Raw genomic sequence first — 13,286 nt, forward strand, 5'->3', positions numbered from 1 at the left:
ACGCGACAGACGGCGAAACCCGCGACAGTGTCCGATCCGCCATTGTCATCCGTCGGGACGAACCCATGCTGAAACTTCGCCTGCTTGCCTGCGCCGCCTCCGCCGCGCTGTTCGTCGCCCTGCCCGCCCTGGCCCAGACCGCACCGGTCGCGGTCGAGATCCCGTCCCAGGACCAGGCCGAGATCGGCGTCTTCGGCTTCGACCTGAACGGCATGGACACCTCGGTCTCGCCGGGGACGGACTTCAACCGCTATGCCAGTGGTACCTATCTGGCCAACACGCCGATCCCGGATGACAAGACGTCCTACGGCGTCTTCGACATGCTGTACGACCGGTCCCAGGCCAATCTGCGCGCCCTGGTGGACGAAAGCGCAGCCAACCCCACGGCCAGCCCGGACGCGCAGCGCATCGGCACCCTGTACGGCGACTTCATGGACGAGGCGAAGGTCAACCAGCTGGGGGCCACGCCGCTGCAAGCCGACCTGAACGAGGTCCGCGCCGCCGATACCCGCGAGAAGCTGGCTGCCCTGATGGGCCGCACCCAGTACGGATTCGGGGCCAGCCTGTTCGGAATCCAGACCTTCGAGGACCTGAAGGACCCCAACAAGACTTCGGCCTATGTGGTCCAGGGCGGTCTGGGGATGCCCGACCGCGACTACTATCTGGAAGACAGCTTCGCGACCCAGAAGACCGCCTATCAGGCCTATGTCGCCAGGGCGCTCGAACTGGCCGGATGGGCCGATCCCGCCGGAAACGCCGAAAAGATCGTCGCCTTCGAGACCGCCATCGCCCACGAGCACTGGACCCAGGTCGAGAACCGCCAGATCGACAAGCTCTACAACCCCACGACCGTGGCGGACCTGGCCACCGCTGCCCCCGGCTTCGACTGGGCCGGCTGGGCCGAAGGCGCGGGCGTGTCGGACATCCCCGTCCTGATCGCGGCGAACAACACCGCCTTTCCCGGCATGGCGCGCATCTTCGCCGAGACCCCGATCGAGACGCTTCAGGCGTGGGAGGCCTTCCATGTCGTCGACCAGGCCGGCCCCTATCTGTCGCAGGCCTTCGTGGACAACCGCTTCGAGTTCTATGGCAAGGTGCTGAGCGGCCAACCCGAGAACCGGCCTCGCTGGAAGCGCGGTGTCACGCTGGTGGACGGATCGCTGGGGGAATCCCTCGGCCGCGAATATGTGTCCCGCCACTTTGCCGCCGAGTCCAAGGCCCAGATGGAGGCGCTCGTGGCCAACCTGCTGGTCGCCATGCGCGGGCGCATCGAGCGTAACGACTGGATGAGCGACGCGACCAGGGAACAGGCCCTCTACAAGCTGGCCCATTTCGGCGTGAAGATCGGCTACCCCGAGCAATGGCGTAGCTATGAGGGGCTGAACCTCGTTCCCGGCGATCTGTACGGCAATGTCGAGCGGACCTCCGCCTTCGAGTGGGAATGGAACCTGGGCAAGCTGAAGCGCCCGGTCGATCCGCTGGAATGGGGTATGACGCCCCAGACGGTGAACGCCTACTACAACCCGCCCCGCAACGAGATCGTCTTCCCGGCCGCCATCCTCCAGGCCCCGTTCTTCGACCCGCGCGCCGACCCGGCCGTCAACTATGGCGGCATCGGCGCGGTGATCGGCCATGAGATCACCCATGGCTTCGACGATCAGGGCCGCAAGACCGACGGCGACGGCGTGCTCCGCGACTGGTGGACGGCAGAGGACGCCGCCCGGTTCGAGGAACGCGCCGCTGTTCTGGGGGCCCAGTACTCTGCTCTGAGTCCGGTCGAGGGCGCGAACGTCAACGGCGACCTGACCATGGGCGAGAACATCGCCGACATGGGCGGGCTGCTGCTGGCGCTGGACGCCTATCACCTGTCGCTGAACGGCCAGCCGGCGCCTGTGCTGAACGGCCTGACCGGCGACCAGCGCGTCTTCCTCGGCTGGGCACAGGTCTGGCGCGAGAATGCTCGCGAGGAGGCCCTGCGCCAGCAGGTGACGGTGGACCCTCACTCGCCCGCCGAATTCCGGGCCGGCGCGACCGTGCGCAATATCGACGCCTGGTACGAGGCCTTCGGCGTCAAGCCGGGCGACGAGCAGTATCTGGCCCCGGAGGCCCGCGCCCGCATCTGGTAGTCAAGAACGAACAGGGCCCCGGAGCGATCCGGGGCCCTTGTCGTCAGAGTGCGCTCCCGCACACCTTGGGGAGCCTTGCTCCCGGAGCACGGTGTATCGCCTGCGGTCCCCAGGGAGGTGTCAGCCTGTCGAAGGTTCGCCCCTGTCTCGCGTGGCCTTGCCGGTCCGTTCGGCCAGCCAGGTGCCTGCGGCCAGTGCGACCACCACAGCCAGGGCCAGCCACAGGGCCAGGACGCCGATCTTGAGATAGCTCAAGGCCCCCAGGGCACCGCCGCCGGACAGCGCCAGCCAGAGCGCCAGAAACGGCAGCCAGTCCCAGCGCGCTCCACCGTGCAGCGCCGTGGTGATCCTCTGCCCCATCCGCACCAGGGTTCCGGTCATATAGGTCAGACCGACGCCCACATCGCCCTGCTTCTGGAACACTGCATTCTCGACACCCATGGCCAGCACCGCGGCGACCATGCCCGGGCCCGGATGACCCAGCGTGCCGAGGGTCGCCGCCACGAACAGAAGCAGCGCCTCGGCCAGCAACACGGCAGAGCGTCGACCCTCGCCGACCCGGCGCGCGACCGTGCCGCCGATCACCACCCCGACCACGAACAGACAGATCAGGCCTGCAGCCGTCGTCGCCTCGGCCCATCGCCCGGTCGCCAGGCCCACGCCCAGCCGGGTCGAGTTGCCGCTCATGAAGGAAACGAAGAAGCCTCCCAGCGTCAGAAAGCCGACCGCGTCGACGAAACCGGCCAGAGCCGACAGCGTCGTTGCCAGCAGGACTCCCCTGTGCCCGTATTCCTTCATCTGGTCATCCGAACAGCGGCATGTGACCGGACCCTGACACGAAAACGGCCGGGTCTGCCGTGGACCCGGCCGTCGCCGCGATGGTCTCTATAGAAGGGTTCAGCCGACGATCTGGTCGTCCGTGAAGAACTGGGCGATCTCGATGCCGGCGTTCTCGACCGAGTCCGAACCGTGGACAGAGTTCTCGCCGATCGACAGGGCAAATTGCTTGCGGATCGTGCCGTCGGCGGCGTCCTTCGGGTTGGTGGCGCCCATGACTTCGCGGTACCGGGCGACAGCGTTGTCAGCTTCCAGCACCTGGACGACGACCGGCTCCGCCGTCATCTGGCCGACCAGTTCGCCATAGAAGGGGCGCTCGGCGTGGACTTCATAGAATTTTTTGGCCTGGGCCTCGGTCAGGTGCACGCGGCGCTGGGCGACGATGCGCAGGCCGGCGGCCTCGATCACGGCGTTGATCGCGCCCGTCAGGTTGCGGCGCGTGGCGTCGGGCTTGATGATCGAGAAGGTACGTTCGGTCATGGATAGACTTCTTGTTGGGAGATTGAAGGTCGCGGGCTTATAGACGCCGCCTCCCCGCCTTCCAAGCCTCGTAAGTTCTAATGCTCCAGATCACCAACCTGACGTTCAACGCCTGGGGCCGCCAGTTTCTGGACGACGCCTCGGTCAGCCTGCCGCCGGGGTCCAAGGTCGGGCTGGTCGGTCGCAATGGCATCGGCAAGTCCACCCTGTTCAAGATCATCCTGGGCGAGCTGGCCGGGAATGGAGACGAGGTCTCTCTGCCCCGCACTGCCCGCATCGGATCGGTCGATCAGGAGCACCCGGCGACCCCCGTCAGCGTGATCGAGACGATCCTGGAGGCCGACACCGAACGCCACGACCTGCTGGCCCGCCTGGAAACCGCCGAGCCCGAGGAGATGGGCGAGATCTGGACCCGCCTGATCGAGATCGACGCCGACGGAGCCCCCAGCCGCGCCGCCGAAATCCTCGCCGGTCTCGGCTTCGATCACGAGAACCAGCAGCGGCCGATGTCGGAGTTCTCCGGCGGCTGGCGCATGCGCGTCGCCCTCGCCGCCGCCCTGTTCGCCCAGCCCGACATGCTGCTGCTGGACGAGCCCACCAACTATCTCGACCTCGAAGGCGCGCTATGGCTGGAGGCGCGGCTGAAGAAATACCCCGCGACGGCCCTGATCATCTCCCACGACCGCGAGATGCTGAACGAGGTCTGCACCCACATCCTCCATCTCGCGAACCGCAAGCTGGAGATCTACACCGGCAACTACGACCAGTTCGAACAGGCCCGCGCCGAGAAGGCCCGCCTGCAGCTGTCGGCCAAGGCCAAGCAGGACGCCGAGCGCGCCCACCTCCAGGCCTTCGTCGATCGCTTCAAGGCCAAGGCCTCCAAGGCCGCCCAGGCCCAGTCGCGCATGAAACGGCTGGCGAAGATGCAGCCGGTCTCCACCACGATCGAGGAACGTGTCGCCCCGTTCACCCTGCCCTCGCCCCCCCGTCCGCTGGCCCCGCCCCTGATCCGGCTGGAACGCGCCAGTGTGGGCTATGAGGCCGGCCGTTCCATCCTGAAGAACCTCAATCTGCGCATGGACCTGGACGACCGCATCGGCCTCCTGGGCGTCAACGGGGCCGGCAAGTCGACCTTCGCCAAGATGATCGCCGGCGCCCTGAACGTCTCGGACGGCGAGCTGCACCGGGACCGCAAGATGCGGGTCGGCTGGTTCCACCAGCATCAGATCGAAGCCATGGACCCGACCGACACGCCGCTGGAGATCATCCGCCGCGCCATGCCGGACAGCCCCGAAAGCGCCCGCCGCTCGAAGCTCGCCCAGTTCGGCCTGAACTACGAAAAGCAGGAAACCACCGTCGCCAGCCTGTCCGGCGGCGAGCGCGCGCGCCTTCTGCTGAACATGGTCGCCATGGACGCGCCCCACGTGCTGATCCTCGACGAACCGACCAACCACCTGGACATCGACAGCCGCCGGGCCCTGCTGGACGCGCTCAACGACTACAATGGCGCCGTCATCCTGATCACCCACGACCGCTCGCTGATGGAGATGGTCGCAGACCGGCTGTGGCTGGCGGCCGACGGCACGGTGAAGCCGTTCGACGGCGACATGGACGACTATGCGAAGTTCGTCCTCGACCGCGCCAAACAGGCCGCCGTCAAACCCAGCCAGATCAAGGCCGAGGCCAGGGCGGACAACGAGAGCGGCCCTCAGGCAGCGAGCCCTCGCGGGGCGAGCGACAGGGCCCAAAAAGGCAAGTCCGGCCCGTCGCCCTCAACCCTGCGCCATGCCGTCAGGAAGGCCGAGGAACGCGTCACCGCACTGACCGCCGAGATCGCGCGCATCGACGACGACCTCGCCAATGCCGCCGTCTCCAACCCCAAAGCGCTGGAAGGTCTCACCCGCGCACGCGCGAAGACCCAGGCGGACCTCGACGCCGCCGAAGCCGCCTGGATGTCGGCGGAGGAAACCCTGGCCGAGGTCACCGCATGAAACCGATCGCGTTCTCGAAAGAGGAAACCGCCGACCTCATCCCGCGCCTGCAGGCCTTCCTGCGCGACGAGCTGGACGTCGAGCTTGGCGCGCTTCAGGCCTCGATGCTGCTGGACTTCATGGCCCGTGACCTTGGCCACGCCATCTACAACCGCGGCCTCTACGACGCCCAGGCCCTGATCGCGGGCAAGGTCGAGGAACTGACCGACGCCGTCTTCGCCCTCGAACAGCGCCCGCCGACCCGATAGCCAGCCGGTGCCGATATCGCTAGGCTGACACCATGAATGCGACCCCGACCCCTGCGACCCTCCACTATGGTGACGGCGAGTTCGCCGTGCTGAAACCGGGTCCCTTTGTCCTGTGCGCGGTGTCCGGGCGCACGATCCCGCTGGAGACGCTGCGGTACTGGTCCGCGGAACGACAGGAAGCCTATTACAGCCCGGCGGAGGCGCTGACCCGACTGGTCGGCGAATGATCCCCTCGCGGCGCAGCCTGATCCTGGGCGGTGGTGCATCGATCGTCGCCACGCCGGTGCTGGCGCGCCAGCAACCGTCCGATCTGCGGCTCTCGGGTCGCCTGATCCAGGGGGGCGTCATCATGGGCCGGGCCTGGCCGCGCGCCATGATTTTCGTAAATGGCGAGGCGCTGACGACGGCATCGGGCTCCGGCGTGTTCGTGGTCGGCTTCGACCGGGACGCCCCGGCCTCGGTCCGGCTGGAGGCGCGGACCCGGACGCGGTCGGCCACGCGCACCCTGACCGTCGCCGCCGGAACCTTCCCGACGTCGCGGATCAACGGCCTGCCGCCCTCGACCGTCGAGCCGACCGACCCGGCTCTTCTGGAGCGCATCCAGCAGGAAATCGCCCTGAAGACGGAAGGCTTCGCCAGCCGGACGGACACCGACGACTTTCGCTCCGGCTTCACCTGGCCATTGGACCGCTATCGCGTCACCAGCCTGTGGGGGGCGCAGCGCATCCTGAACGGAACACCCGCCCGTCCCCACTACGGCATCGATCTCGCCGCCCCGGCCGGATCGCCGATCCGTGCCCCGGCCGATGGCCTGGTCACCTTCGCCCGCCCGGGCATGCATTTCGAGGGCGGCCTGACGCTGATCGACCACGGGCAGGGCCTGATCACCGCCTATCTGCATCAATCCCGCATTGATGTGCTGCCGATCCAGCGGGTCAGGCGCGGAGACATCATCGGTGCGGTCGGCATGACCGGCCGGGCGACCGGGCCCCACCTGTGCTGGCGCATGAAATGGCGCGACCGCAACTGCGATCCCTCCCTCCTGATAGGGCAAACAGCGCCTTAACCTCGATATCCTGCGTTCTGAGGGTCAGTCGGCATGGACCCGGCATCCGTTTGGCGATAGGGGCTTGCGCCTGTTCGCAGTCGTACGATCCTCTACCTTCGATCCCATGGCCGGTCTTGAATCCCTGAACATCCTGGTGGTCGACGACAACCAGCACATGCGTGCGATCACGGCGGCCATCCTGCAGTCCGCCGGCGTCCGCAACATCCGCGAGGTTCCGGACGCGGCCATGGCTCTGGACGCCCTGCGGACGCTGGACATCGATCTGGCGATCGTGGACTTCAACATGAAACCCATGGATGGGGTCGAATTCACACGCCTGGTCCGAACCAGCGGCAATCCCTATCTGCCGATCATCATGATGACCGGCCACTCCGAAAAATCGCGTGTCTGTGAGGCGCGCGACGCCGGCGTGACCGAGTTCGTGGCCAAGCCGATCACGGCCAAGGCCATCTTCGACCGTGTCCAGGCCGTCATCATGCGCCCGCGCCCCTTCGTGAAGACCGAAACCTTTTTCGGCCCGGACCGCCGCCGCAAGAGCTCGACGGACTACGAGGGTCCGAGGCGCCGCGAGAGCGATCATGCCCTCGATGACGCCGACCTGTCGGACGCCAGCGCGGCATAGACCCGGTCCGGCCACCTGCGGTGGACCCAGAACCAGTCGACCGGATGTTCGCGAACCCGGTCCTCGATGAAGGTGGTGATGGCCTGCACACCGCGCGCGATGTCGGCCTGTCGGTCGCCGGTGGATACGACCTCGATCGGTTCGTGCGCCGTCACCCGGAACCGGACACCGGGCAGCCGTACGACCGACATCGGCTGGATCACGGTGCCGAATCTCAGCGCCAGCCGCGTCGGTCCGGGCGCGGCGTTCACCGGTTGAGCGAAGAAGCTCACCTCGGGCCCTTCCGAGAACTTCTGATCGTTCATCAGGGCGACGCTCTCGCCGCGTCCCATTCCGGCCAGCAGCTCCCGCGCGCCGTCGCCGCCCTTGGGCGCAAACAGTTTCACGCCATACCTCGCCCGTGCGGCCCGGATCTGGGCATCGACGTAAGGGTTGTTCGCCGCACGATAGGTGACCTGGACCGGCACCCCGCTGGCCACCAGAACGGCCGCCATCGTTTCGATATTGGCCATGTGGCCGGAGACGAAGACGACCGGCCTGCCGCCCAGGCGGATCGCCTCCAGCCGCTCGGCCCCCACGATGTCGATCCGGCCGGATGCCGGCGTCAGCTGATCCATCACGGCCGTCTCGGCAAAGGTGCGGCCGGTCTGTTCCCACTGATCGCGGGCCAGCCGCTCCCGCTCGGTCGCATCCATGTCGGGAAAGGCGATCCGCAGATTGCGCATGACGATCCGGTGGGTGCTGACGCGCGGCCCCAGGGTCCGCAGCAGCCATCCCCCCAGGTTCGACGCCGCCTCCAGCCCGATCAGCCGCATCAGGCCGATGAAGCCGGCGAAGGCCACCGACTCCAGACGCCAGATCAGGTCCTGCCCGAACCCGACTTTTCCAGCCTCGTTACCAGGCAACGGTGATCCCGCCGTCCACGACCAGCGTCTGACCCGTCATATAGGACGACGCCGGCGACGACAGGTAGACGGCCGCCCCCGCGATCTCGTCAGGCTGGCCGATCCGACGCAGCGGGGCGGGATCGGTCGCGACCTTCAGGATCTCGGGATTCTCCCACAGGTATTTTGCGAAGTCGGTCTGAACCAGGCCCGGGGCGATGCAGTTGACCCGCACATTCGACGGCCCCCACTCCACTGCCAGGTTCCGCACCAGCTGCATGTCGGCGGCCTTGGAGATATTGTAGGCCCCGATCAGGGCGTTGCCGCGCAGGCCCCCGATCGACGAGACCACGGTGATGGCCCCATCCTTGCGCTCCAGCATCTGCGGCGCGACCATCTGGATCAGCCAGTGGTTGGACACGACATTGTTCTGCAGGATCTTGTTGAACTGATCGTCCGAAATGCCCGCCATCGGCCCCGCATAGGGGTTGGACGCCGCGTTGCAGACCAGGATGTCGATCTGGCCCCAGGCGGCATTGGTCTCGTCCACCAGCCGCTGCAGGTCTTCCTTGGAGGCGATATTGGCCGGAATGGCGATGGCACGGCCCTCGCCGTGCTTCGCATTGATCGCGGCCGCGACCTCGTCGCACGGACCCGCCTTGCGCGAGGAGATGACGACCCTGGCCCCATGTTCGGCCAGCCGCTCGGCGATCGCCTTGCCGATCCCCTTGGACGAGCCGGTGATGATGGCGACCTTGTCGGTCAGATCGAACAATTCCATGCGTATCCCCTGATTTCGGCGCGGTTTCTTTGAACCGCACCCTAGCTGTTTGGACCTGATACCCTGATACTCGACCGATTCCATCCGGGAAGACGGACAACCCCGTTCCCATGCGCGCACTGACTAACGCTTTCCTGTTCTTCGGCTACGTCTTCATGGCGATGACGGTCGGTGCCTTCCTGTGGCGGGCGGGGCTGGGCGTCGGTGCGGGCGCCGCGGCGACGTTCGGCATGCTGGGCCTGCTGGGGGCCGCCCATGCCATCGTCACCGGCATCACCGAACGCAAGGCCCTGCGCGCAGAGATCGGCATGGTGCGTGAGGCGCACCGCCTGCTGGCCGACGCCATGGAACAGACCCAGGGCGCGCTGGGCGACCTCGCCACCGCGATCGAGGCCGGGGCCCTGACCCGCACCGAGGAACTGACCGGCGAAGTCCGCATGCTGGAAGACCTGATCCAGCAGATGAGCATCTCCATCGACCAGCGCCTGAAGGTCGCCCCCATGGTCGCGCCCGACAGCGTCGAGGCCCGCCGCCATCAGCAGTCGAACCTGCTGCTGAAGACCGTGCACGACGCGCTCAGCGAAAACCGCGTCGACCTGTATCTGCAGCCGGTCGTCACCCTGCCCCAGCGCCGCACCGTCTTCTACGAAAGCTTCACCCGCCTGCGCGATTCGAGCGATCGGGTCATGATGCCGGCGGAGTATCTGTCGATCGCCGAGGGCGAGGGCCTGGTCCCCGCCATCGACAACCTGCTGCTGTTCCGTTGCGCCCAGATCGTGCGCCGGCTGGCGCGCCAGGACCGAAAGGTGGGCGTCTTCTGCAACGTCGCCCTGTCCTCCCTGGGCGACGAGACCTTCTTTCCCCAGTTCCTGGCCTTCCTGTCCGAGAACCGCGACCTGAAGGAGGCCCTGATCTTCGAACTGGGTCAGGCCACCTTCGACGCCCGCGGCGCGGTCGAGGCCCGCAACATGGCCAAGCTGGCCGACCTTGGTTTCCGCTTCTCGATCGACAAGGTCCAGACCCTGGATCTGGACTTCAACGACCTGCAGCGGTCGGACGTGCGCTTCCTGAAGGTCGCCGCCGACCTGCTGATCGAACAGCTGCTGGACCTCGACGGCGGCACGCCCATCCCGAGCCTGCGCGACATCCAGGCCGCCGACTTCGCCCAGCTGACGCGCCGCTACGGTATCGAGGTCATCGCCGAGAAGTGCGAGAACGAGCGCCAGATCGTCGACATCCTTGAGCTCGACGTCGCCATGGGCCAGGGCCACCTGTTCGGTCAGCCCCGCGCCATCAAGGAAGACGTCCTCGCCGAGACCGACCCGCCCGCCGACTTCGTGCGGTCCACACTGATCTCGGCGGAGAAGCGGCGCCGGTTCGCCTGACTTTCGTCATCCTCCGGCAAGCCGCCTCTTTGCGGCGCAGACCGGGGGACCCAGCGGCGCGCGAGAGCGCGAACCTGTCGCGAACACCACGGCCAGCCGTTCGTACTGATCCGGAAGGCATATCCCCTCCGCTTCGCTGCTGAGCCGATGGGTTCAGGGTTTGCGCTACGCTGCGCCCGGAATGGCGAAGGAAGCAGCGGCCTACTTCAACTCCATCACCAGACAGGTCGATGTCGCCGTCGCATAGAGCTTGCCGTCCAGACCCTTCAGATCGGCTTCCGCGAACCCGGCCCGACGCCCCATCTGGACGATCCGCCCCTCGGCCTTCACCGGCACGCCCTCGGTCAAGGCGCGGTGGAAGACGGTCTTGATCTCCAGCGTCGTATAGGCCTGACCCGGCTTGAGCATCGAATGCACCGCGCAGGCGCAGGCCGAGTCCAGCAGGGTCGCCATCCAGCCGCCGTGCACCGTGCCGATGGGGTTGTAGACCGCCCGCGTCGGCGTCCCCTCGAACACCACCCGCCCCTCCTCGATCTCGACCAGGGCATAGTCGAGGGTCCTGGCGATCGGCGCCGTGTTCTCCTCGCCCTGAAAGGCCAGACGCAACTGTTCGACGCCGGACAGATGGGTGAGCGACAGGATGCTGGTCATGGCGAACGGTCCGCTGATGGAGTCCGTTCACAATAAGGACTGTCAGAGATGTGGCAAGCCACTCCTCCCCCTTGCGGGAGGATGCGTTCCTACAGCCCCGGCAGCTTGAACCCGCCACCGCGGCGCGGGGCGATCACGATCTGCGACTGCGTGCCGGTCAAGGCCTGCAGGCGGGCGTTCTCGCTCGCGGCGTCAATGGTCACGGCCCCGCCTGCGTTCACGCTCTGGGTCGGAGCCTGGGTCGAGGCATCGTCCCGACGCCAGAACAGGATCCGGTTGGCAAAGCTGGTTTCCTTGTGCGCCAGGTCGCCGAACTCGTCGTCGACGACATAGCGGGCCAGGGGATCGGCCCGGTCGGCTCCGGCGGCGCTGACCAGGGCGGTCTCGCCGGCCGATCGGGTCACGGCCTGGCGCTGACCCAGCAGAATCTGGCGAGCGGCGCTCTCGGGGGCCAGTTCCTGCGGCCGGGGCTGGCCGGGCGCCGGCGGGCGCAGGCCGTATTCCGGCGGCACCGTCAGGGGCGCGGAGGCTACGGTCAGGAACTCATCCGGCACGACCTTGGTCAGGCCGATGGACTGGCGCATCGTGCCACAGGCGGTCAGGGCGACGGCCGAGACGGCGATCAGGGACACGGTCGAAAGACGGGCGATTCTCATGGTTCGGTTCGGCTCCGGCGCGACGGACGCGCCCAGGTCACACAGTTGCAGGCACGAAAGAGCCGCTGATTACGCCTTTTCGTGGGCCACGCCAACGGTGGCCTTCCGTTCCGAGCGGATGCTGTCCAGAATCAGCAGGCACACACCGATCGTGATGGCGCTGTCGGCGATATTGAACACCCACGGGAACACGCCGGTCGCCGAAAAATCGATGAAGTCGACGACATAGCCGAACCGGACCCGGTCGATGGCATTGCCGACCGCTCCGCCGATCACCAGGCCGATCGCGGCGATCAAGGTACGACGCTGCGCCTGCAACGCCCACCAGGCCAGGCCACCCGCCACGATCAGCGAAAAGATCGACAGCGCCCACCGCGCGCCCCCGCCGCCGAACAGGCCGAAGCTGACACCGGTGTTGCGAACCATGGTGACCGAGAAAATCCCCGGCAGGACCTCGGCGAACCTGTATCCATCGGGAATCAGTGCGGGGTCCGACACGTCGGCCGATCCCAGGACCCAGGCCTTGGTCAGCTGGTCCAGCACGATGACGACGAGCGCGAAGCCATAGGCGGCCCAGGCGATGCGAGGTATCTTCATGTGCGTCCGGTTAGCAGGCGAAAGCGCCGCCGCCAAACCCTCCCTTCACGCATTTGCCGCGAACCGCTAGTCAGCGCCCATGACCCTGCCCCACGCCCTGCCCGCCCTGTCCGCCGTCGCCGCCGACTATGATGTCCTGCTGTGCGATGTCTGGGGCGTGATCCACAACGGCCGCGAAAGCTGGCCCGAGGCCTGCGAGGCCCTGACGCGGTTCAACCAGCAGGGCGGTCATGTCGTCCTGATCTCCAACTCGCCCCGACCGGCGTCCGACGTCATCGCCCAGCTGGATGGGCTGGGCGTGCCGCGCGACAGCTGGCAGGCCTTCGTCACCTCCGGCGACGCGACGCGCGTGGAGCTGGCGGCACGCGCCCCGGGCCCGGCCTGGATCATCGGACCGGAACGCGACAACACCCTGTATGAGGGCCTCGGGCTCGCACGCGCGCAAGGGGCGGCCGACGCGGCCTTCCTGTCCGTCACTGGCATGATCGACGACGAAACGGAAACGCCCGAGGACTACCGCGCCAGTCTGACGGAGGCCGTGGCGCGGGACCTGGAACTGATCTGCGCCAACCCCGACCGGATCGTCCAGCGGGGCGACAGGATCATCTACTGCGGCGGGTCGCTCGCCGATCTGTACGAATCGATCGGCGGTCGGGTGACCATGGCGGGCAAGCCCTATGGCCCGATCTACGCCCTGGCCCTGGCCGAGGCCGGGCGGCTGCTGGGTCGTCCCGTCGACCGGTCGCGCGTGCTGTGCATCGGCGACGGCGTGGTGACCGATGTGCTCGGTGCCAATCGTCAGGCGCTCGACTGCCTGTTCATCGCCCAGGGCATCCATGGCGACGCCGCCCGCGGCACAGACGATGCCCTCGACCCGGCCCGTGCCGCGGCCCTGCTGACGTCCGAAACGGCCTATGCCCGCTACGCTGCCCTGGACCTGAAATGGTAGTCCTCGCCAA

At 67.3% G+C, this 13,286-nt stretch carries 15 protein-coding genes; 8 read left to right on the forward strand and 7 right to left on the reverse strand.

Going from position 1 to position 13,286, the window contains the following annotated elements:
- Positions 1-65 precede the first annotated feature (65 nt).
- Positions 66-2,126, forward strand: coding sequence for a M13 family metallopeptidase (locus O3139_RS09600; RefSeq protein ID WP_269513856.1), 2,061 nt, complete (start codon positions 66-68; stop codon positions 2,124-2,126).
- 120 nt (positions 2,127-2,246) lie between these two features.
- Here the strand turns inward: O3139_RS09600 and O3139_RS09605 are convergent, their stop codons facing one another.
- Together O3139_RS09605 and ndk are read right to left on the reverse strand one after the other, a co-directional pair.
- Positions 2,247-2,924 (reverse strand): YoaK family protein, encoded by a 678-nt coding sequence (locus tag O3139_RS09605; protein ID WP_269513857.1) that lies wholly within the window; start codon positions 2,922-2,924, stop codon positions 2,247-2,249.
- A 99-nt stretch (positions 2,925-3,023) separates the two neighbouring features.
- Positions 3,024-3,443: a nucleoside-diphosphate kinase gene (ndk, locus tag O3139_RS09610; RefSeq protein WP_269513858.1), complete on the reverse strand. Its 420-nt coding sequence runs from the start codon at positions 3,441-3,443 to the stop codon at positions 3,024-3,026.
- A gap of 80 nt (positions 3,444-3,523) precedes the next feature.
- On the opposite strand from ndk, the gene O3139_RS09615 reads away from it, so the two are divergent.
- From O3139_RS09615 to O3139_RS09635, 5 genes are all read left to right on the forward strand, one after another.
- The gene (locus O3139_RS09615) at positions 3,524-5,434 is read left to right on the forward strand and encodes an ATP-binding cassette domain-containing protein (protein WP_269513859.1); all 1,911 of its coding nucleotides are present in this window, start codon (positions 3,524-3,526) and stop codon (positions 5,432-5,434) included.
- Positions 5,431-5,682, forward strand: a complete 252-nt coding sequence (locus O3139_RS09620) for a DUF2164 domain-containing protein (protein ID WP_269513860.1) — start codon at positions 5,431-5,433, stop codon at positions 5,680-5,682. The genes O3139_RS09615 and O3139_RS09620 overlap by 4 nt, the downstream gene beginning before the upstream one ends.
- 32 nt (positions 5,683-5,714) lie before the next feature.
- Positions 5,715-5,909 (forward strand): DUF2093 domain-containing protein, encoded by a 195-nt coding sequence (locus O3139_RS09625; RefSeq protein WP_269513861.1) that lies wholly within the window; start codon positions 5,715-5,717, stop codon positions 5,907-5,909.
- A complete protein-coding gene (locus O3139_RS09630; RefSeq protein WP_269513862.1) occupies positions 5,906-6,748 on the forward strand; it encodes a M23 family metallopeptidase in 843 nt (280 codons plus the stop codon). The genes O3139_RS09625 and O3139_RS09630 overlap by 4 nt, the downstream gene beginning before the upstream one ends.
- Before the next feature lie 106 nt (positions 6,749-6,854).
- Positions 6,855-7,373, forward strand: coding sequence for a response regulator (locus O3139_RS09635; RefSeq protein ID WP_269516462.1), 519 nt, complete (start codon positions 6,855-6,857; stop codon positions 7,371-7,373).
- On the opposite strand, the gene O3139_RS09640 is transcribed toward O3139_RS09635, so the two are convergent.
- Together O3139_RS09640 and O3139_RS09645 are read right to left on the reverse strand one after the other, a co-directional pair.
- Positions 7,328-8,278: a lysophospholipid acyltransferase family protein gene (locus O3139_RS09640; protein ID WP_269513863.1), complete on the reverse strand. Its 951-nt coding sequence runs from the start codon at positions 8,276-8,278 to the stop codon at positions 7,328-7,330. The two genes, O3139_RS09635 and O3139_RS09640, sit on opposite strands and share 46 nt — an antisense overlap.
- Complete coding sequence (locus O3139_RS09645) at positions 8,268-9,038, reverse strand: SDR family NAD(P)-dependent oxidoreductase (RefSeq protein ID WP_269513864.1); 771 nt, start codon at positions 9,036-9,038, stop codon at positions 8,268-8,270. Before O3139_RS09645 ends, O3139_RS09640 begins: the two co-directional genes overlap by 11 nt.
- Positions 9,039-9,148: 110 nt before the next feature.
- On the opposite strand from O3139_RS09645, the gene O3139_RS09650 reads away from it, so the two are divergent.
- Positions 9,149-10,423 (forward strand): EAL domain-containing protein, encoded by a 1,275-nt coding sequence (locus O3139_RS09650; RefSeq protein WP_269513865.1) that lies wholly within the window; start codon positions 9,149-9,151, stop codon positions 10,421-10,423.
- Between the two features lie 201 nt (positions 10,424-10,624).
- Here O3139_RS09650 and O3139_RS09655 read toward each other — a convergent pair whose 3' ends face one another.
- The 3 genes from O3139_RS09655 to lspA all read right to left on the reverse strand — a co-directional run bounded on the left by O3139_RS09655 (position 10,625) and on the right by lspA (position 12,327).
- Complete coding sequence (locus O3139_RS09655) at positions 10,625-11,074, reverse strand: PaaI family thioesterase (protein ID WP_269513866.1); 450 nt, start codon at positions 11,072-11,074, stop codon at positions 10,625-10,627.
- An 89-nt stretch (positions 11,075-11,163) separates the two neighbouring features.
- Positions 11,164-11,730 (reverse strand): DUF3035 domain-containing protein, encoded by a 567-nt coding sequence (locus O3139_RS09660; RefSeq protein WP_269513867.1) that lies wholly within the window; start codon positions 11,728-11,730, stop codon positions 11,164-11,166.
- Positions 11,731-11,799: 69 nt separating this feature from the next.
- Positions 11,800-12,327, reverse strand: a complete 528-nt coding sequence (lspA, locus tag O3139_RS09665; RefSeq protein WP_269513868.1) for a signal peptidase II — start codon at positions 12,325-12,327, stop codon at positions 11,800-11,802.
- Between the two features lie 79 nt (positions 12,328-12,406).
- On the opposite strand from lspA, the gene O3139_RS09670 reads away from it, so the two are divergent.
- Complete coding sequence (locus O3139_RS09670; protein WP_269513869.1) at positions 12,407-13,276, forward strand: TIGR01459 family HAD-type hydrolase; 870 nt, start codon at positions 12,407-12,409, stop codon at positions 13,274-13,276.
- Positions 13,277-13,286 lie beyond the last annotated feature (10 nt).

The organism is Brevundimonas subvibrioides (assembly GCF_027271155.1).
In the GTDB taxonomy this organism is placed as follows: domain Bacteria; phylum Pseudomonadota; class Alphaproteobacteria; order Caulobacterales; family Caulobacteraceae; genus Brevundimonas; species Brevundimonas subvibrioides_D.